The following is a 19,290-nucleotide window of genomic DNA, read 5'->3' on the forward strand; positions in this document are numbered from 1 at the left end:
TTAGACGCCCTCGGCCGAAGGATCGGCTCTTCGACACGGTTTAGTGGTCTTCGGGATTCGTGATGAACTACCAAGGGTTATCGGCATTCCCCGTCACGAGGGGGCTGCGGTCACGGAGACCACGCTTGCCGGACGGCGAGGACCCATGGGATGCCTCCTGCTGGCACGGTGAGGACATGGTCCAGACGATCACGGTCGCATCGTGGAACATCAGGGGCGCTCTGACCCGCACCATCAGCGAATCGCGAGTCCAGAGGCTGGTGTCGGCGCTGACGGACAACGGAGTGCGCCCCGATGTGCTCCTTCTTCAGGAGGTACCGCGGGCGTCGGCCGGGCCGGGGCTCCTCCGTGGCGAGCTCGCACAGCTCGGCCTCGGTTACGGCCTCATCGGGGAGCCTGACAGGGCGCGCTCGGACCACCTGCCGAAGGCCTATGTCAACCTCACCGTGAGCAGGTGGCCGCTGGACCCCTGGACCTGGCGCGATCCGAGCCCCGCGCCGTGGCCCGAGCTCCTGCTTGCGACCCAGGTGCGCGCGCCGTCGCTTCGGTTCCTTGTGGTCAACGCGCACATCCCCAACGGCAGCAACCACGGTTGGTGGAAGATCGACACCTTCCACTCGCTCGCGCGTGCCCTCAGCGCGAGCGACCTCCCTACCGTTCTCGGCGGTGACTTCAACGAGCCGAAATTTCACACGCCGCAACTCATCTCATGGGGAGTCGGTCGCAATGGCTCCTTCAGCGGGCAGAGGGCACGGCCAAAGGGGGATCGTGGCCCGCGGCCGCGCCAAGAGTGGCAGGACGCGGTGACGGCTGTCCTCCAACCTCACGGCGGGACATGGCGCGGCAAACACGCAGCCCTGCAAGGCCCGTCATCGCAAGGCATGCAGACGACGCACGTCAGCCATGGCGCACACCGGTCCTACGACCACATCCTCACCAATCCGACGCTCCTGCCCGCGACTCTCGAGTACATCGACTCGGTCAGGGAGGGGAACGGTGCTGTCAGCGACCACTCCCTCATCGTGGCCACGATCCACCCGACCGCTGCGCACGACCGATTGAGGCGACTTGAGCCATGAGCCGAGCATTGACGCGGGATCAGGTCCTCGCGTGGCGGGAGACCTGGAGTCATTCTGGCCAGGAGAAGATCGTCAACGCGCTGGATGTGCTGGGCGAGGCCGACTTCTACGAGCTCCGTTACGGCAGTACGTGGAGGCGCGCGTTGGGGGCCGGGTCTCCTCAATATCTCCCCGGGGTTATGTACTGGACGTCCACACGATTCAGTGACCGTCTGGACCTGTCGAAGTTCCCCGGCGCCTTGGGTGGCGGGGAGGAGCACACGGGTCGCTGGTACCAACTGTCGACATTCCAACAGCGTGACGATTCCACACCAATCACCGAGGTGTTCCGCGCGCCGTGCCCGGAGCGCTGGATGGAGCCGTCCGTCGGCGGGGAGTACGGCTGTGAGTGAGAAGCCCACCATCCAGGCGTGGAACGATCTCCGACGGCGCGAAGAAGTCAAGCTCTACTGGAAGAGCTTGCATCGGCACGGCGCCGAGGAGCGTTCTCGTGACCAGATCCTTTCGGATGAGGCCTCCGTTTTCGCCGCGCTGGAGGTCACCCCCTTCGATCGTGTGAAGGTGGTCATCCTCGGTCAGGACCCGTACCCAACACCCGGCCATGCGCATGGCCTGGCCCTCTCCGTCATGCCGGGGGTCCAGATCCCCGCCTCCCTCAGGAACATCTACGGCGAGCTGGCAGACGACCTCAACATCTCCACGCCGGATCACGGCCATCTGGAGTATTGGGCACAGCAAGGTTTCCTGCTGCTCAACAGGACACTGACGGTGCGTCCCGGTGCTATCAAGTCGCACGCGCGGCTTGGATGGTGGCGCTTCACCCACGAGGTGGTGCGTGCAGTGGGGGAGCGGAGCGAGCACCACCTCGGGGTGCTGGCGACCGACACCCCGGACCACGCCGAGCTGCGCAGGACCGTGGCCGCCTACCTCGACTGCGGTCGCAGTCTGGCCCGCGCGGGGGAGCGGCTCCACGTGGCACGCAACACCGTCGCGTACCGCGTGAAGAAGGCCGAGAGGATCCTCGGGCGCGAGCTGCACGAGCAGCGGCTGGAGCTGGAGTGCGCACTGCGACTGACCGAGTGCCTGACTGCGCAGGTGCTCCTGCCCAGGCCCGGGGCACGGACCGATTGACCACCGAGGCGGTGGAGCTCCTGTCCCTCCAGCTCCCGGACGTCCCCGCGACCTGAGGTCACCCGCGCCGGGCTCGCTCGGCGAAGGCGTCGAGCGCCGACGTCACCTGGGGTGCGACCCAGGCGACGTAGCGCCGTCGACCGGATGCCTTGGTGAGTACGCCCGCCTCGCGGAGTCGTGCAATGACGGCGTCGGCAGCCGGCTGCGAGAGCCCCACCTCGCGCTGGACGATCGCGGAGGTGATCGCCGGCTGCCGCAGGAGCAAGGGCAGCACTCGCCAGATCGCCGCGGTCCGTCGCGCCGAGATCGACGACACCCAACCCGCGTGGATCTCGACGAGGTCGGCGGCGAGCGTGCGACCGTTCCCGATCGCCGCGAAGGTCGCCTCGGCGAACCGGGAGACGATGGGGGAGACGTCACCTCCGCGGTAGGCGGTGAGCGCAGCGAAGTATCGCTCGGTCTCTCTGAGCAGCCCCGCCGAGACCGGGACCGTGGCACGGGTCGTCGCGCCAGCGTGCTGGAGCATCGCGTGCACGAGCGCACGCCCGACGCGGCCGTTGCCGTCGGTGAAGGGGTGGATCGTCTCGAGCTGTGCGTGCGCCACGGCGCACTGGACGAGCAGCGGCATGTCGGTCCGCGCGACGAAGGCCCACAGGTCGTCCATCGCCGCCGCCACCCGTGAGTGGTGTGGTGCGACATAGCTCGCCCCGTGCGGCGAGACACCGGAGCCGCCGACCCAGACCTGCTCGGTGCGCAGTCGCCCCGGCGACGTGAGCGGCTCGTCGCGCATCAGCGCCTCGTGCACCGCGAGGATCGTGGCCGGAGAGATCTGCTCGGCGAGGTCGATCGCTCGCGTCATCGCGTCGACGTTGGCTGCCACGAGCTCGGCGTTGCTCCCCGGGCGGGCGAGGTCGATCTCGGCCATCGCCAGGGCGCGAGCGTCCGCGGTCACGTGCTCGATCTGCGAGGACGAGGCGGACTCCGTGCGCAGCAGCACGGCTGCCAGGGGTGCCAGCTCCGTGCCCGGCAGCATCGCCGAGAGCTCGGCGTCGAAGCGGGGGATCTCCGCCCGCGCGTCGTCGGCCGCCGAGAGTGTCGTGGGGTCGACGTCAGGGACGAGCCCGGCGATGGTGGCGGGCACCGCCGCCTCGTAGGTCGAGGAGATCTGCGCTCGTCGGCTGCGCGAGAGCGGCTGCGCCGGATCGCGCTCCCACGGCAGTGACTCCCACGTCACCGCGGTCGTCGACACATCCATGATCGTCTCTTACATAGGTGAATGAGGGTTCACTTATGTTAGCAGTCGAGCTACCCGGGTGCGGACGGCTTGCCCGCATGATCGTCGACACCTCTGCCCTCGTCGCGATCATCGCCGGCGAGCCCGAGGCCGACCGATTGCTGGAAGCCATCGCCGGTGCCGATTCCGTACGGACGTCCGCGCCCACCTACGTCGAGTGCGGATGCGTCCAGCGCCCTCCGCACCGCCGCAGCTGCACCAGCCGAGCCAGCGCACTGGCCACGGCGAGGGCGGCGAGCACGAAGAGCGGGGCGCTCGCACCGAGGGTGTCCACGTAGGTGTTGAGGACGAAGGGGAGGGCGAAGCCCGAGTAGGTCACGACGTAGAAGATCCCGGTGGCGACGCCCCGGTGTGACCGCGGCGCGAGCCTTTCGACGTCTCCGAGGCCCTGGCCGAGACACAGCCCGTAGGCGCAGCCGAGGATGATCGAGCACAGGGCGAAGGTCGTCAGCGACATCCGCCCCCCGGCCGCCCCGGCGATGACGAAGGCAAGGGCGGCCAGCGCCGCCCCGATGACCCCGAGCGGCCGCCAGCCGGCGATCCTGCGCGTCCCGACCTGGGCGAGGATCCCCGTGCCCAGGGCCAGGACGGCGGCGACCGCCGGCAGCATCGGCCCCTCGAGGCGGCCACCGATCCGCTCGGTCAGCACGATCATGGCGACGACGACGCAGGAGAAGACCCACAGCCCCATCGGGAGGGCGGCAGCCAGCGCCGTGCGGAGGCTTCGGTCGTCGACGAAGGGGGAGCAGCGGCTATCGAGGTCCGGGCGGGACGAGGCGGGGTGGGCCGTGGGCCCGACGCGTTCCGCGGACAGGCAGAGCAGGGCCGACAGCGCGGTGAGGAGCACGGGGACGGCGAAGGAGAGGACCAGCCCGGTCCTGCTGGGGGTGAGCTGCGCGATCAGGCCCGAGGCCACCGGCCCCACCGCGAACCCGGTGGTGAGCACGACGCCGGCGCGCCTGGCTCCCTTCGCCGCGTCCTGGTCGGCCGCCCACGCCGTCCCGGCGCTCGCCACGAGACCGACCCCCACCCCCACGACGAGTCGACCGGTCAGCACACCGACCAGCGTCGGCCAGCAGAGCATCACCACGTTGCCCGCACCCGCTGCGAGGAGCCCGGTGAGGACGACCGGACGTCGCCCCCGGCGGTCCGAGATACCGCCACCGAGCAGCAGCCCCGGCAGTAGGCCGAGCGCGTAGAGGCCGAAGGCCGCGTCGACTCCCGGCTTGGAGATGTGCGCGACGTCCGTGAGGACCGGCAGGAGCGCGGCGAAGTGGTTCGTGGCCCACCCCGCGGCCAGCAGTGCCGCGAGCGTGATCAGGACCGAGCGGCGGTGGCCGGGTGGTGCAGCGGTCGGGACGGGGCGCGCCTCGGCCGAACGGCCCTGTCTCATCAACCCTCCCGGACGGCCGCGCTCGTCCGTGGCCCGAGGGTGAGCCTAGGTACGCGTCTCGGGGGGTGCAATGCAGCGGTGCGGCCCCGAGTGCTGGGGAGAGTCCTCAGAACGCGCCGAACATCGCGCCCAGACCGGCGACGACCAGGAGGCCGATCAGCGGCACCACGACGGTCACCGCGAAGATGTCCTTGTAGGACTCCCGGTGGGTCAGGCCGCAGACGAGCAGGAGGGTGATGATCGCCCCGTTGTGCGGAAGGGAGTCGAACCCGGTCGAGGCCATGGCCACGACACGGTGCATGACCTCCATGCTCGTCCCCTGGTCCACCGCCATCTGCTGCAGGTCCTGACCGAAGGTCTCCAGGGTGATCGTCAGCCCACCCGAGGCGGACCCGGTGAGCCCGGCGATGCCGGAGGTGGACAGGGCGGCGACGACGATCGCGTTGTCGCTGAGGTTGAAGATGCCGTCCCGGACCACGGCGAAGACCGCGAGCGAGGCGATCACGGCGCCGTACCCCACTTCGCTCGCCGTGTTGAAGACGGGCAGCACGGCGTTCTTCGCGCCCTCGCTCAGGCTGGAGACGTACTCGCGGTGCAGCCGGGGGCGCATGAGGAAGATCGCGACGATCCCGGCCAGCATCCCGACCGTGACCGACCAGATGCCCATGACCCCCTCCAGGGTCGTCCCCCCGTACTTGTCGCTCTCGAGGAAGCCGAAGTCGATGGCCGGGAGCACCAGGTAGGTGGCCAGCGCATTCACCACGACGATCACGACGATGGGGAGCAGGCCCAGGAGACCAGCCCTGGCGCTCGAGTCCCCGGGGCGCTCCTCGTCGGCCACGGCCACGTCCGCGCGGGTGGCCACTGCGACACCACCGCCCTGCGGTCCTCCCTCCCGGGAAGGGCTGCCCTCCGTCGTCGACCCGGACGGCCCGGAAGGCGAGGTGTCGCTGGCGAGCCCGCGCTCCTCGGCGTCACGGTGCTCCAGGGTCGTCAGGTCCCAGAAGGACTCTCCGGCGCCGGCGAGCTTGCGCTCGCGGTAGGTCAGCCACCACATCCCGAGGCCGAAGACGACCACCGCGCCGAGCAGGCCGAGGAAGGGTGCGGCGAAGGTGTTGGTGCCGAAGTACTTCGTCGGGATCGTGTTGTGGATCTGCGGTGATCCCGGAAGAGCGGCGGTGGCGAAGGTGAAGATGCCGAGTGCGATGGCCGCAGGCATCAGGCGCTTCGGGATGTCGGCCTCGCGGAAGAGGGAGGTCGCGATCGGGAAGATCGTGAAGACGACCACCCATGCGCTCACGCCGCCGTAGGTCAGCAGCGCCGTCGCCAGGGTGGTGACGAGGATGGCGAACTTCGGCCCGAGCATCCGGGAGATCCACGAGGCCAGGTCCTGGGCGTAGCCGCTGACGGTCATCAACCGCCCGAAGATCGCGCCGACGAGGAAGAGCGGGAAGAAGGAGGCCATGAACCCGCCGAGAGCGGGCATGAAGATCTGGGTGTAGCTGGCCAGGAGCGGCGCCCCGGAGAAGACCACCGCGATCGAGGCGGCGAAGGGGGCCACGGCGACCACCGAGTGCCCGCGGTACGCGAGGGTGATCAGGAGGGCGAGGGACAGGATGATGCCGATGAGGGCAAGCGTCATTGGTTGCCTTGCTCTTGTGCGGATTCAGATACGGAGTGTTCGGTCAGCGCACAAGTTAGCGATCGACGCACCGGCGGTCAAGGGTGCTGCTCCGGGTGGGTTGTCGGTGGTGGCTGCGAGTCTGCGCAGGTGCCCGCAGGAGGGCAGCGAAGGGGGAGCCCGGGGGAGCTTCGCCCCCCTTCGCCTCGACGAGTACGAAGGAGGCCACCATGCCTCTGAAGACCCTGATCGCGTCAGCCGCGACGTCCTTCGTGATCGTGCTGACGCTCGTGCTGGTGCCGGGTCACCTGGCGCAGGACGAGACCCGCACCGTGGACTTCAGCACCGCCCCGCCCCGGGCGCCGGGGCCGCCCGGCGCGCTCGAGTCGGCGCGGGCCTATGCCGCGACGAACGGCCTCACCGACTGCGTGGCCCCGGCCCACGCCCGCCTGGACGACGTCGTCCTGACGGTGCCCGACGACCCGACGGCGGTCGCGGCCGTGACGATGGTCGACTTCGACGAGGCGCTGCGGTCCGCCGAGAACGGACGGTGGAACGTCCTGGCCTGCGCACTGCCCGGCACGGCTCCGGCCGGCGGCTCGGGCGCCGTCGACGACGGTCGGTGATCGGACCCCTTCGTCGGGCCGTGGACGGGCCCGAGGGGACGCTCCCCGGACAGGTAGGGTCCTTTCCGATTCTCCTGGTCGCCCGAAGGGGGTACATGTCCGACCCCGCCCGGCCCGGGCACGCCTCCGCCCCAGGGCCGCTCGTGCTCGTCACGCTCGGCCTGCTTGCCGCTGCGGCACCACTGGGCACCGATCTCTACCTCGCTGCCTTCCCGCAGATGACCGAGGCCCTCGCGACGAGTGCGGTGGGCGTGCAGCTGTCGCTGACGACCTTCCTCGTGGGTGCCGGTGTCGGTCAGGCGCTCTTCGGCCCGTGGTCCGACCGTGCCGGCCGCATGCTCCCGCTCCTGGTCGGGCTGACCGTCTACGTCGCAGCGGGCGTCGTCGCAGCTCTCGCGCCCACGATCACCGTCCTGGTCCTCGCCCGCCTGCTCCAGGGGATCGGTGGCTCCGCGGGCATGGTCATCTCCCGGGCGATGATCCTCGATCGGACCACCGGTGCCGGCGCCGCCCAAGGGCTCAACATCATGATGGCCATCACCGGCATCGCGCCCATCGTCGCGCCGCTGATCGGCAGCCTGCTCGTCGGGCCCCTGGGGTGGCGTGGCCTGCTCTGGGTGGTGGCCGCCATCGCCGGCCTCTCCTTGCTCGCGACCCTGCTCGTGCTCCGCGAGAGCCTGCCCGCCCACGAGCGCCAACGGCGGAGGGAGGACCACCAGCCACAGGCGTGGCGCTCCCTCCTGACGCCGGCCTTCATCAGCGGTGTCATCGCCTTCGCCTCGACGATGGGCGTGCTCATGTCCTACATCTCGGCCTCCCCCTTCGTGTACCAGGAGATCCTCGGGCTGAGTGAGGTGGCCTACGGGACCGCCTTCGCGGCCAACGCGACCGGCATGAGTGTTGCGACGCTGTCGTCCGCTCGCCTGGTCCGACGCGTCGATGTCGGGACCCTGGCGGCCACGGCGCAGCGCGTCAGCGGTGCAGGGGTCGTGCTCGTGCTGACGTGTGCATTGCTCGGGATCCACTCGTGGCCGCTGATGGTCGCGCTCTTCGTCTCGATCGCCCCACTCGGGATGGTCCTGGGCAACATCACCGCGCTCGCACTCTCGTCCGTCTCGCCCCGCGCCACCGGCCTCGCCTCCGCCGTGCTCGGGATGATGCAGTTCGCCGTCGCGGGCACCGTCGCCGGACTCGTGGGTGTCGGTGGCGAGACGACCGCGGTGCCGATGGCCGTCGTCATGACCACCTGCCTGCTCGTGGCCACGACCGGGCTGTGGGTCATGCGGCGCGCGTTGGCCGGTGGCGGCCCCCGGCACCATCGCCGCCCTACGCATGCGTCGTCTGGTCCCGGTTCACCTCCCCGGGAGCACGCTGCGGCAGATCCTCGTGCTGCGCTCACCGACCATGCTGGAGGACCGCACCAGGGGTGAACCGGTCCAGGTCCGGGGCCTTGGCCACGGAGCGCTCCTGACCCGGGTGCCAAGGGTGGGTATGGGGTGCCTCTGCCGCGCCACCGTGTCCACGAGCACGCGACTCAGGACAGGACCGAGAGCCCGGCCCCCGGGGTCAGCGACCGGCCCGAGCCAGGGTCGCGTCGATCGCGCCGATGAGCGAGACGGGCGCCTCGAACATCGCGTAGTGCCCCGCATTCGGGATCACGGTCAGGTCGCAGCCGGGCAGCTGCTCCAGCCAGGTCGCCCGCATCGTCCCCTCACCGAGGGCCGGGTCGTGCTCGCCGACGACGGCGTGCACCGGCACCCGGGTCGTGGGGAGCTCGCTCACGAAGTCGGCCCCGGTCCACGAGGTGAGGTAGCCGGCGACGGCCTCCGGACGGGAGTGCTGCTCCGAGTAGGCGACCATGTCCTCGATCCAGCTCTTCGGCTGTCGGTTGCCCGTGGTGAAGTCGATGATCGCGTACCGGTTCGCGGGGTCCTGCGCTGCGCCGTCGAAGAGGGCCTGGGAGTCGGCATCCAGCGGGACGCCGGATGCGGGGACGGGACTGACCCCCACGACGGCAGTGATCCGCTCCGGGTCCCGGCAGAGGGCGCGCAGCACCATGGCGCCACCCATCGAGTGACCGACGAGCGCGAACCGGTCCCACCCGAGCTGGTCCGCGAGGGCGAAGACGTCCTCGGCGACCTCGTCCAGGGAGTGCTCGGTCTCGACGTCGGCGCGTACGCCGTACCCCCGCAGGTCGAAGAAGGCGAAGGTGTAGGCATCGGCGTCGACCAGGTCGGGCAGGAGCCCCCACCCGTCCTCGCCGCCGAACCAGCCGTGGACGGTGATCACCTTCGTGGGGCCGTTGCCCACCAGCGTGTGCTTGATCGTCATTGATCCGCTCCTTCGGTCCTCGGACGTTGCCCGGAGTCTATGGGTGCGTGGTTACCACCTCCAGAGGGGCGAAGGGGACTCAGCCGGCGGACCCGCGCCGCGCGAACTCCTCTGCCACCAGGTCCGCGTCCGCGTCCTGGCGCAGCAGCTCGGCGAGCAGCACCCGGGCCTTGCGGGGGTGCAGCCACCCGGCCTGGATGACGCCCCGCGCGAGCAGGTCGACCTCGGAGCCGGCGTAGCCGTAGCTCGCCTCGTGGGTGGGACCGTCGCCGGCGCGGGTGGCCACGACGACGAGCATCCCCGCGTCGAGGGCCCGCTGCACCGACCCGACCATGCGCTGCGGCACGTGCCCGACGCCGAAGCCGGCGATCACGACACCTCGGTGGCCGGCACCCACGAGCATGTCGAGCACCTCGCCGGTGTCGTCGACGTGGGTCTGTAGGAGGGCGACCGAAGGGGGCGTCGCCCCCTTCGCCGTCGGCAGGCTCCGGTGGCGCCGGCCGGGAGCGCGCAGGTGCAGCCGCTCCTCCTCGAGGAACCCGAGCGGTCCGAAGGGCCGGGAGACGAACGCGTCCGGGTGGCTGCTGCGCCCCTTGAGGACCTCGGCCGCGGCGTGCACCTCGTCGTTCATGACCACGAGGACGCCGCGGTCGCGGGCCACTGTCGAGGTCGCGGTGAGTGCGGCGGCGAGCAGGTTGGCCGGGCCGTCGGCCCCCGGGGTGGCGGGGGAGCGCATCGCGCCGGTGACGACGAGCGGCTCCGGGCGGTCCCAGTGCAGGTCGAGCCAGTAGGCGGTCTCCTCGATGGAATCCGTGCCCTGGGTGACGACGACACCGACGGCGCCCCCGTCCACCCGCTCGCCGGCCCAGTCGACCACGGCCGCGAGGTCCGCGGAGGTGACCGAGGCGCTCGGTCTGGTCACCACCGTCGTCGCGGTGATCTCGGCGACCTCCTCGAGCCGTGGCACGGCCGCGACCAGGTCCTGCGCGTCGAGGGTCGGGGTGACCCCGCGCCCGGTCTCCGACGTCATCGCGATCGTGCCGCCCAGTGCTGCCACGCCGATCCGGGGTGTGCCCATTCCTCGTGCCTCTCCTGCTCTCTCCGGGTGCGTGGACCATCATGCCGTCATGACGACTCCCGCCGAGACCCCCTTCGCCCTCGTCGACCGCGCCAAGGTCGAGCGCAACGTCACCCGCCTGGGTGAGCACCTGAGGAGCCTGGGGGTGGCCCAGCGTCCGCACGTGAAGACCAGCAAGGCGCTCGAGCCGACGCGGATGGTCCACGGTGGCATCGGGCCGATCACCGTCTCCACGCTGGCGGAGGCGGAGTTCTTCGCCGATGCCGGGTACACCGACATCCTCTACGCGGTCGGCATTGCCCCGGGGAAGCTGGACCGGGTGGCGCGGCTGCGTGCGCGCGGTGTCGACCTGACGATCCTGCTCGACACCGTGGCCCAGGCCGAGGCGGTGATCGCCTTCGTCGCCGAGCACGGGGAAGGCCTGCCCGCGCTCATCGAGATCGACAGCGACGGACGGCGCGCGGGAGTCGAGCCCGAGGACCCCCGGCTGCTGGAGATCGCACGCGTGCTGGCCGACGGTGGCGCGCAGCTGCGCGGGGTGATGACCCACGCGGGCGGGTCCTACTTCGCATACACCCCGGAGGCGTTGCGGGCGGTCGCGGAGCAGGAGCGGGCGGCCGCCGTGCGGGCGGCGACCCGGCTGCGCGAAGGGGGCCACCCGGCCCCCGTGGTCAGCGTCGGCTCGACGCCGACCGCCCACGCAGCGAGCGACCTGACCGGGGTCACCGAGGTGCGGGCCGGGGTCTACGTCTTCTTCGACCTCGTCATGGCCGGGGTCGGGGTGTGCACGCTCGAGGACATCGCGCTGTCGGTCGTCGCGACCGTCATCGGTCGTGGCCCGGGCGATGCCTCGCTGCTCACCGACGCAGGGTGGACGGCCACCTCCAACGACCGTGGCACCTCGGTCCAGGCCGTCGACCAGTACCTCGGGGTCGTCACGACCGAGGCCGGCGAGGTCATCGAGGACCTGGTCATGGTCGGTGCCAGCCAGGAGCACGGCGTGCTGGCGGTGCGACCGGGGGCGAAGCGCAGGCTGCCCGACCTGCCGGTGGGCACCCGGGTGCGGATCCTGCCGATCCATGCCTGCGCCACCGCCTCGCAGCACGACCACTTCGAGGTCATGGCGCGCGAAGGGGAGCCGGTCACCGAACGCTGGGAGCGCGCGGGCGGGTGGTGACCGGGGCCTCGGAAAGCAGGTCCCGACGGTTGCCGGCCCCCAGCTTCCGCAGGATGTTGCGCATGTGCGTCTTGATGGTCGACATCTCGACGCAGACCCGCTCGGCGATGGCGGCGTTGGTGAGCCCGTCCAGGACCAGATCGAGGATCTCCTGCTCCCGCTCGGAGAGACCCTCGCTGTCGATGAGCTCGGGCGCCGGTCGGGGGCGGTGGCTGCCCGCGGTGAGCACGAGTCCTGCCTCGCCGCGTGCGACCCGGTGGACCGTTTCGACGATGTCTCGCGCGGAGGCGGACTTGCTGACCACGGCACTGGCACCGGCCAGCGTGGCCACCTGGATGTCGATCGGTCGCGCGAAGGACGTGAAGAAGACGACGCGCGTCGAGGCGACGTCATCGAGTGCCCGGCCCAGCTCGATGCCGCTGCGGGTGCCGCCGAGACGGACCGGCAGCATGACGATGTCCGGTTGCAGGTGAGCGGTCTTGCGCAGGGCCTCGCCCTGCGTGGTCGCCTCATCGACGATCTGGATCATCGGGTCAGCGGTCAGGATGGCGCGCAGGCCGTGCAGGACGACCGGGTGGTCGTCGACGGGAATGACTCGGACACGTTCCAACACGAAGCTTCAGGCCCCCGCTCTGAGTGAGATCAACCCTTGGGGATGAGGCGCTCCTTCCTGGGCCGACCCTAGTGTCAGTTCATGGACCGGCGGGGGATCTCGACGACGAGGGACGACGACTGCGTCGTCGTCGGGGCCGGGGTCGTGGGCGCGGCCGGGTCAAGGAGAACCGCGTGGTGGTGACGCTGCTGGCCGACCGGGTGCGGGTCGCCGGGGCGCTCGAGTTCGGGACCGGCGCCCCGCGCAGCCATCGGCGCTCGGAGGCCCTTCGTACCGTCGCAGCGCGGGCCGGTCACGGCATGTGGGGGCTGACGTTGGCGCCGATCACGGCCCACGTCATCGCACAAGGACTTCTGGGGACGCAACCGGAGGGTGGGACCGGGGACTCGGCGTGGCTGGGCCCGGACCGCTTCTCCCGGCAGCGCCCGCGGGAGGGGAGTCAGCAGCTGGACCATGCCGACAGGCACGAGATGAGGAGGGTGCAATGAGGACCAGACGGATGATGGTGGCGCTGGGATCGGCCGCGATCTTGGTGACCGCGGCCGCGTGCGGGAGTGGGGGAGACGGCGGGGGCGGCGGTGGTGACGGTGACTTCACCAAGGACCTGACGCTCGGGACCGGTGGCACCGGTGGTGTCTACTACCCGCTCGGCGGTGAGTACTCGGAGATCTACGAGGACGCCGTCGACGGGTTGAAGGTGAAGTACACCGACAGCGGGGCGTCGGTGGAGAACCTCGGCAAGATCTACCAGGGCGACTGGCAGCTGGGGATCGCCCAGAGCGACACGGTGAACTCCGCCATCGCCGGCGACGGGGAGTTCAAGGGCGCGAAGGTGGACAACGTCGGGTGGATCGCCGCTCTGTACCCCGAGGCCGCCCACATCGTCACCCTCAAGGGCAATGACATCGACTCGGTCGAGGACCTGAAGGGGGCCAACATCGCGGTCGGCGACGTCGGGTCCGGCACCCGTGCGGTGTCCGATGCGATTCTCGACGCCTACGGGATCAAGAAGGGGGACTACAAGCCGTACGAGCAGGACTTCGAGAGCTCGCTGGACCTGCTCAAGGACGGCAACATCGACGCCTCGATCTTCGTGGTGGGGACGCCCACCGGCTCCCTCGGGAGCCTGGCGGCCACGCACGACGTCGAGCTGGTCCCGCTGGACGAGAAGAAGGCCAAGAAGATCGAGGGCGAGACCCGCTTCGACGCCTATGACATCAAGGCCGACTCCTACAAGTTCCTCGACGAGGACGTCACCACCCTCTCGGTCGCGGCGACCCTGGTCGCCTCGACCGATCAGGTGAGCAAGGACGTCGCCTACGAGATCACCAAGGCGACCTTCGAGAAGAGCGGCAAGATCACTCTGCCGCAGGGTGACCTGATCAGCAAGGACTACGCCCTGACCGGCAGGAACGACGTCCCGCTGCACCCGGGCGCGAAGAAGTACTACGAGGAGCAGGGGCTCCTCTGAGATGAGCGGACCCGAGGGGATGAGGGAAGGCACCGCGGAGCCGGACGTCGACGGGAGTGCAGAGGCCAAGGCCGAGGAGTACCTGCGGGAGGTGGACTCCTCCAGCCGGTTCCGCACCGAGATCGGTGCCTGGGAGTGGCTCGTCGGAGGACTCTCCGTCGCGCTCACCCTGTTCCATCTGTACACCGGACTGTTCGGCTCCCGGCCCTCCCTCATCCAGGGCGCGATCCACCTCGGGGGCGCGACGTCCCTGATCTTCCTGCTGTACCCGGTGAGCAAGCGGGCGCTCAGGACGAAGGGGGTCCCCTGGTACGACGTGCTCCTCGCCATGGTCGGGCTGGGCGCGAACATGTACACGGTGGTGATGTACGACCACCTGTCCAGCAACCTCGTGCAGATCATGGGGTTCCGCGACATCGACTACGCAGTGGCCGCGGTGGGGATCGTGCTCACCCTCGAGGCGACCCGGCGTTGCGTCGGCCTGCCGATCGTGGTGATCGCCCTGGGCGCGATCGCCTACTCGATCCTCGGTGCCGGCCAGAGCTGGGACAACTACGTCGTCGGCACCTTCTTCACCTCGCGTGCCGGCATCTTCGGCACGCCGATCCAGGTGTCCTCGACCTTCATCTACCTGTTCCTGTTCTTCGCCGTGGTGCTGATCCGTACGAACATCGGGACGCTCTTCACCGACCTCGCCTTCCGTGCCACCGGGCGGTTCGCCGGCGGGCCGGCGAAGGCCGCCGTGGTGGCCAGCGGGCTCACGGGCATGACCTCGGGCTCCTCGGTGGCCAACACCGTCGCCTCGGGGTCCTTCACCATCCCGATGACGAAGAAGGCGGGTTTCCGCCCGCACTTCGCGGGCGCGACCGAGGCGACGGCCTCCACCGGGGGCCAGATCATGCCGCCGATCATGGGGGCGGCGGCCTTCATCATGGCGGAGTACACGGGGATCCCCTACAGCGAGATCATCATCATCGCGATCATCCCCGCCTTCCTCTACTTCCTCGGGGTCTTCCTCTCGGTGCACTTCGAGGCCAAGCGACGGGAGATCCACGGGATGGCCGACGCGGACCTCCCTTCGTGGAAGTCGGTGCTCACACGGCTCGACCTGCTGCTGCCCCTCGCCATCATCATCGTCATCATGCTCTCGGGGTACTCGCCGGCCCGGGCCGCGTTGTGGGGGATCGGCGTCGCCTTCGTGCTGAGCTTCCTGCGCAAGGAGACCCGCCTCTCGCTCGCGGGCGTCGTCAAGACCTTCGACCAGGCCGCCCGGACCGCGCTGCCGGTCATCGCCGCCTGTGCGACCGCCGGGATCGTCGCCGGGACCGTGACGGGGACCGGGCTGGGCGGTCAGGTCGGCGGCATGGTCATGGATCTGGCACAGGGCAGCTTCCTGCTCGTGCTGCTCTTCACCATGGTGGCCTGCCTCATCCTGGGGATGGGACTGCCGACCACGGCGAACTACGTCGTCACCGCGACCGTCGCGGCGCCGATCCTCTTCAACAACTTCGACGTGCCGCTGATCTCGGCCCACATGTTCGTCTTCTTCTTCGGCATCCTGGCCGACGTCACGCCGCCGGTGTGCCTCGCGGCCTACGCGGGAGCGGGCATCGCGGGGGCGAACCCGCTGCAGACGGGCGTGACCGCCCTGAAGCTGGCCATCGCGGGCTTCGTCATCCCGTATGTCTTCGTCCTCGAACCGGCGCTGCTGCTGCAGGGCTCGACGAGCGATCTCCTGGTCCCGCTGGGGACGGCGATCGTGGGCATGGTGGCGATCGCCGCGGGACTCGCGGGGCACCTGCTCGTGCGGGCAGTGACGCTCGAGCGGGGCCTGCTCATGGCGGGAGGGTTCCTGCTCGTGTACCCGGCGGTCGTCGTGTCGCTGATCGGGGCAGTCATGGTGGCGGCCGCCGTGGCACTGCAGCTCGCGAGAAGGCGGCGGCCGCTGGGCGGGGACCGGGTGCCGGTGACTGCCTGAGTGCTTCGGTGGCGGGATGTGGTCCCGCAGGGACGATCCCGGGTGACGGACCGAACCGTCACCCGGGATCGTCGACGTGGACTCGCTCAGCGTGGGTCGACCACGCGGGCATCACCACCGCCGCGTCGCACCGGCTCGGCCACCGCCTTGGTGCTGCCGTCCGGCAGGAACTCGATACCGGTGAGCGCACCGATGTCGGGGAAGGCGGAGAACTCGTGACCGTAGCCCGCCAGCGCGTCGCCGTACGCAGCCGTGAACTCCGGCTCGGCGCTCACCGTCGAGCGGTTGCGCTGGGTGGCCCGTGAGGCCGCGACCGCGGACTCCATGTCCATGCCCAGATCGATCCGGTTCATCAGGGTCTGGGTCACCGTCGTGATGATGGTCGACCCACCGGGCGACCCGAGCGCCAGGAAGGGCTCACCGTCCTTGAGCACGATGGTCGGTGCCATCGAGGACCGGGGGCGCTTGCCGGGCGCGATGCTGTTCGGCCCGGTGTCCTCGGGGTCGACCGTGAAGTCGGTCAGCTCGTTGTTGAGCAGGAATCCGCGATCCGGCACCACCATGCCGCTGCCGCCGGTCTGCTCGATCGTGGAGGTGTAGGAGACGACGTTGCCCCACCGGTCGCTCACGGTGAGGTGCGTGGTCGAGAGGCCCTCGTCGTCCTGGGCGGAGGTGCCGGCCGGCGTGTCCGGTGCCTGGTCGCAGGACTCCACGTAGTCGCCGTCGGGCTCGCCGGCGGCCACCGGTTTGTCAGCCGCACGGGTGGGGTCGAGCAGGCAGGAGCGCTCCTTGGCGAAGCCGTCCGAGAGCAGCTGCTCGATGGGGACGTCGACGAACTCGGAGTCACCGGAGTAGGCCTCGCGGTCGGCGTAGGCCAGGGCGCTGGCCTCGAGGTAGTGGTGCAGGGCCTGGTCCTCGGGCATGGACCCGAGGTCGTACTGCTCGAGGATGTTGAGGATCTCGCCGACGGTGGTGCCGCCGCTCGACGGGGGCTCCATGCCGTAGACGTCGTGTCCCCGGTAGTCGCTCACCGTCGGGTCCGGGGTGCGCACCTCGTAGTCCGCGATGTCGGAGGCCGTCATCGATCCGGGGGGTACCGGAAGGTCGGTGTCCTCGGTGACCGGCGGGTCCTGCACCGTCGATGCGATCTCCTCGGCGAGAGGTCCGTGGTAGAAGGCGTCCGTACCCTGCCTCGCGATGAGGCTGTAGGTGTGGGCGAGGTCCCGGTTGCGGAAGATGGACCCGACGGCGGGGGCGTCGCCGCCCGGGAGGTAGAGCTCCGACGAGGGGCCGAAGGCGGCGAAGCGTTCCTCGTTGTCGAGGATCTGCTCGCGGAAGGTCTCGTCGACGACGAAGCCGCGGCGGGCCAGCTGGGTCGCCGGCTTCAGCGCCTTGGCCATCGAGCGGCTGCCCCACCGGTCGAGCGCGGTCTCCCAGGTGGCCAGGGTGCCGGGCACCCCGACGGCCACACCGCTCGTCACGCGCTCGGGGGAGAAGGGGTAGAGCTCCCCGGTCTCGGGATCGACGAAGGCGTCCTTCGTGATCCCGCTCGGTGCCTCCTCGCGGCCGTCGATGGTCTGGATCTCGCCGGTGTCGGCGTCGTAGTGCATGAAGAAGCCGCCACCACCGATGCCGGTGCTGAAGGGCTCGCTGACACCGAGCGCGGCGGCCGTGGCCACGGCCGCATCGGTGGCGTTGCCGCCCTTGCGGAGGACCTCCATCCCTGCGGCCGTCGCGGACGGGTCGACCGACGAGACGGCGCCGCCGACACCGGTGGCCGTGGGGTTCTTGTCCTCGGGGCGTGGGTCGGCCTGGGCCGTTCCGGCTGCCATCGACAGTCCCAGTGCGCCGCTCGCTGCCAACGCGACGAGTGCACCGATGCGTGGTCTGGATCTGGACATGTGTACTCCCTGCTCGAGTCGGCGGCGGCCCTCCGGCCTCGGCCGACGTGTGGGTGTGGTGCACGTGAGGCTATTGAGGCGCGTGTGAACTGCGCCTCATCCCCTCGGGGGGATCATCGCCGGAGCGTTGTCACCGGTCGGTGTGAACATGTCCCCCATGGAGTCGCCGGGTCCAAGCCGGCGGCCGGAGGGAAAGAGGAAGGCCATGAATCGCACAGCAGTGCGTCTGGTGCCGGGAGCGGCGGCCATCGCGGTCGCGCTCACCGGATGTGGGGTCGGCGGCTCGTCGTCGGCGGCGACCGAGACGGTCACCCAGACCGTGACCGAGACCGTCGGTGCCTCGGAGGCGGCAGGGGACGCGGAGCCCGTCGAGGCAGAGCCGGCGGACGGGTCGGGGAAGTCCGAGGCCGACGAGGCGGAGCCGTCGAAGGACACCGACGCGGACGACAACATCGCGCCCTTCGGGGAGACGCTGAAGCGCGGTGACGGTCTGGAGGTGACCGTCAGCCCGCCGGAGTCGTTCACGCCGGGACGGTACTCCGCGGGTGGCGAAGGGAGCCCCGAGCACGTGCGCCTCGAGGTCACCCTCAAGAACGGGACCGACGAGGCCTTCGACCCCTCGTTGCTCTACGCGACCGTGACCTCGGGCGGCGCCGAGGGGGAGGAAGTCTTCGACACCGACGGGGGCCTCGATGGTGCCCCGATGACCACGGTCCTGCCCGGGAAGAGCGTCACCTACCCGGTCGGGTTCGGGGTGAAGGACTCCTCGGACGTCCTCATGGAGATCGAGCTGGACTGGGTCGGCGAGACGGCCATCTTCGGGACCAAGTCCGCGCTGTCCTGAGCACTCGACCCACCGAGGTCAGAGACGAGGCAGCTCCTCGGAGACGGCCCGCTGCACGCAGCGGGCCGTCTCGCTCCAGGAGGCATCGGCGCCGAAGCGCTCGCTGAGGTCGACGGCGACCACGCGCTCCGGCAGCGACGGGACGTCATCGCGGACCACCCCGGCGAGGACGAGGACCGGCAGGTCGTGCCGACGTGCCGCGTCGGTGACCCCACCGACGACCTTGCCGTGGAAGGACTCCGCGTCCAGGGCGCCCTCGCCGGTCACGACCGCGTCCGCGCGGGCGAGCGAGTCCTCGAGCCCGGCCTGCTCGGCCACGAGGTCGAACCCGGTCAGGAGACGGCCACCGAGGACGAGCAGCCCGGCACCGAGACCGCCGGCCGCGCCGCCGCCCGCTGCCGTGGCCAGGGTGACCCCAGCCGCGGCCAGCCAGTCGCCGTGGTCTCGCTGGTAGTGCTCGCGCACCTCGTGCAGCCGGGCGGTGAGCAGCCGCACCTGGTCCGGTCCCGCCCCCTTCTGCGGTCCGAAGACGCGGGCCGCGTCGGTGAGGACCGTCGCCACGTCGCACGCCACGAGCAGCTCGACACCACGGTCGACGGGCCGGTCACCACCGAGCGCCTCGAGCACCGCCTGCACCGCGGGCAACCCACCGTCGGTCATCGCCGACCCGCCGAGGCCGACGACCACGCGACGGGCCCCGGCCAGGACCGCCTCGGCGACGAGCTCGCCGGTGCCCCGGCTCGTCGCCGCCAT

At 70.4% G+C, this 19,290-nt stretch carries 18 protein-coding genes and 1 pseudogene; 11 read left to right on the plus strand and 8 right to left on the minus strand.

The genetic code is table 11. The features are described 5' to 3' along the window. Window positions 1–176 precede the first annotated feature (176 nt). From JCO01S_RS13455 to JCO01S_RS16115, 3 genes are read left to right on the plus strand one after another with little or no spacing between them, the layout of a single operon-like run. On the plus strand, window positions 177–1,079 hold the full coding sequence (locus JCO01S_RS13455) for an endonuclease/exonuclease/phosphatase family protein (RefSeq protein WP_068256738.1): 903 nt from the start codon (window positions 177–179) through the stop codon (window positions 1,077–1,079). Continuing rightward, entirely contained in the window at window positions 1,076–1,471 is a 396-nt protein-coding gene (locus JCO01S_RS16290; RefSeq protein ID WP_169796963.1) for a hypothetical protein, read from the plus strand. Before JCO01S_RS13455 ends, JCO01S_RS16290 begins: the two co-directional genes overlap by 4 nt. After that, a complete protein-coding gene (locus JCO01S_RS16115) occupies window positions 1,464–2,210 on the plus strand; it encodes a uracil-DNA glycosylase (protein WP_068256745.1) in 747 nt (248 codons plus the stop codon). The genes JCO01S_RS16290 and JCO01S_RS16115 overlap by 8 nt, the downstream gene beginning before the upstream one ends. A gap of 58 nt (window positions 2,211–2,268) precedes the next feature. On the opposite strand, the gene JCO01S_RS13470 is transcribed toward JCO01S_RS16115, so the two are convergent. Beyond that, window positions 2,269–3,465 carry a Fic family protein gene (locus JCO01S_RS13470; protein ID WP_068256748.1) on the minus strand — a complete coding sequence of 399 codons (1,197 nt, stop codon included), beginning with the start codon at window positions 3,463–3,465 and terminating at the stop codon, window positions 2,269–2,271. 77 nt (window positions 3,466–3,542) lie between these two features. Here JCO01S_RS13470 and JCO01S_RS16450 point away from each other — a divergent pair. Next, a pseudogene (locus JCO01S_RS16450) lies at window positions 3,543–3,623 on the plus strand (type II toxin-antitoxin system VapC family toxin); the annotation flags it as partial. A gap of 29 nt (window positions 3,624–3,652) precedes the next feature. Here the strand turns inward: JCO01S_RS16450 and JCO01S_RS13475 are convergent. Then, the gene (locus tag JCO01S_RS13475; protein ID WP_068256751.1) at window positions 3,653–4,897 is read right to left on the minus strand and encodes an MFS transporter; all 1,245 of its coding nucleotides are present in this window, start codon (window positions 4,895–4,897) and stop codon (window positions 3,653–3,655) included. Between the two features lie 106 nt (window positions 4,898–5,003). Further along, window positions 5,004–6,539 carry a GntP family permease gene (locus JCO01S_RS13480; RefSeq protein WP_068256753.1) on the minus strand — a complete coding sequence of 512 codons (1,536 nt, stop codon included), beginning with the start codon at window positions 6,537–6,539 and terminating at the stop codon, window positions 5,004–5,006. Between the two features lie 209 nt (window positions 6,540–6,748). Between JCO01S_RS13480 and JCO01S_RS15975 the strand changes: the two genes are divergently transcribed. Then, window positions 6,749–7,144: a hypothetical protein gene (locus JCO01S_RS15975; RefSeq protein ID WP_068256754.1), complete on the plus strand. Its 396-nt coding sequence runs from the start codon at window positions 6,749–6,751 to the stop codon at window positions 7,142–7,144. A gap of 95 nt (window positions 7,145–7,239) precedes the next feature. Continuing rightward, entirely contained in the window at window positions 7,240–8,574 is a 1,335-nt protein-coding gene (locus tag JCO01S_RS15980; protein ID WP_068256755.1) for a multidrug effflux MFS transporter, read from the plus strand. Window positions 8,575–8,710: 136 nt separating this feature from the next. Here JCO01S_RS15980 and JCO01S_RS13495 read toward each other — a convergent pair whose 3' ends face one another. Next, window positions 8,711–9,475 carry an alpha/beta fold hydrolase gene (locus tag JCO01S_RS13495; protein ID WP_068256758.1) on the minus strand — a complete coding sequence of 255 codons (765 nt, stop codon included), beginning with the start codon at window positions 9,473–9,475 and terminating at the stop codon, window positions 8,711–8,713. 79 nt (window positions 9,476–9,554) lie between these two features. Beyond that, on the minus strand, window positions 9,555–10,553 hold the full coding sequence (locus JCO01S_RS13500) for an asparaginase (RefSeq protein WP_068256762.1): 999 nt from the start codon (window positions 10,551–10,553) through the stop codon (window positions 9,555–9,557). A gap of 49 nt (window positions 10,554–10,602) precedes the next feature. On the opposite strand from JCO01S_RS13500, the gene JCO01S_RS13505 reads away from it, so the two are divergent. Further along, window positions 10,603–11,730 (plus strand): alanine racemase, encoded by a 1,128-nt coding sequence (locus JCO01S_RS13505; RefSeq protein ID WP_068256765.1) that lies wholly within the window; start codon window positions 10,603–10,605, stop codon window positions 11,728–11,730. Here JCO01S_RS13505 and JCO01S_RS13510 read toward each other — a convergent pair. Next, the gene (locus JCO01S_RS13510) at window positions 11,696–12,340 is read right to left on the minus strand and encodes a response regulator (protein WP_169796964.1); all 645 of its coding nucleotides are present in this window, start codon (window positions 12,338–12,340) and stop codon (window positions 11,696–11,698) included. The two genes, JCO01S_RS13505 and JCO01S_RS13510, sit on opposite strands and share 35 nt — an antisense overlap. A 176-nt stretch (window positions 12,341–12,516) precedes the next feature. Here JCO01S_RS13510 and JCO01S_RS13515 point away from each other — a divergent pair, with 176 nt between their 5' ends. Genes JCO01S_RS13515 through JCO01S_RS13525 form a run of 3 tightly spaced genes read left to right on the plus strand, consistent with a single transcriptional unit; the run spans window position 12,517 to window position 15,792 of the window. Beyond that, window positions 12,517–12,831: a hypothetical protein gene (locus JCO01S_RS13515; protein ID WP_068256773.1), complete on the plus strand. Its 315-nt coding sequence runs from the start codon at window positions 12,517–12,519 to the stop codon at window positions 12,829–12,831. Beyond that, window positions 12,828–13,814, plus strand: a complete 987-nt coding sequence (locus JCO01S_RS13520) for a TAXI family TRAP transporter solute-binding subunit (protein ID WP_068256776.1) — start codon at window positions 12,828–12,830, stop codon at window positions 13,812–13,814. Before JCO01S_RS13515 ends, JCO01S_RS13520 begins: the two co-directional genes overlap by 4 nt. 1 nt (window position 13,815) lies before the next feature. Then, window positions 13,816–15,792, plus strand: coding sequence for a TRAP transporter permease (locus JCO01S_RS13525; protein WP_218002276.1), 1,977 nt, complete (start codon window positions 13,816–13,818; stop codon window positions 15,790–15,792). An 86-nt stretch (window positions 15,793–15,878) separates the two neighbouring features. On the opposite strand, the gene ggt is transcribed toward JCO01S_RS13525, so the two are convergent. Further along, complete coding sequence (gene ggt / locus JCO01S_RS13530; RefSeq protein ID WP_068256779.1) at window positions 15,879–17,693, minus strand: gamma-glutamyltransferase; 1,815 nt, start codon at window positions 17,691–17,693, stop codon at window positions 15,879–15,881. Window positions 17,694–17,898: 205 nt separating this feature from the next. On the opposite strand from ggt, the gene JCO01S_RS13535 reads away from it, so the two are divergent. Continuing rightward, window positions 17,899–18,537 carry a hypothetical protein gene (locus JCO01S_RS13535; protein ID WP_157074635.1) on the plus strand — a complete coding sequence of 213 codons (639 nt, stop codon included), beginning with the start codon at window positions 17,899–17,901 and terminating at the stop codon, window positions 18,535–18,537. An 18-nt stretch (window positions 18,538–18,555) separates the two neighbouring features. Here JCO01S_RS13535 and JCO01S_RS13540 read toward each other — a convergent pair. After that, window positions 18,556–19,290: glycerate kinase (locus JCO01S_RS13540; RefSeq protein ID WP_068256787.1), on the minus strand; the 735-nt coding region annotated here is incomplete at its 5' end.

It is taken from the genome of Janibacter corallicola NBRC 107790 (assembly GCF_001570965.1).
GTDB classification, from domain to species: Bacteria; Actinomycetota; Actinomycetes; order Actinomycetales; family Dermatophilaceae; genus Janibacter; species Janibacter corallicola.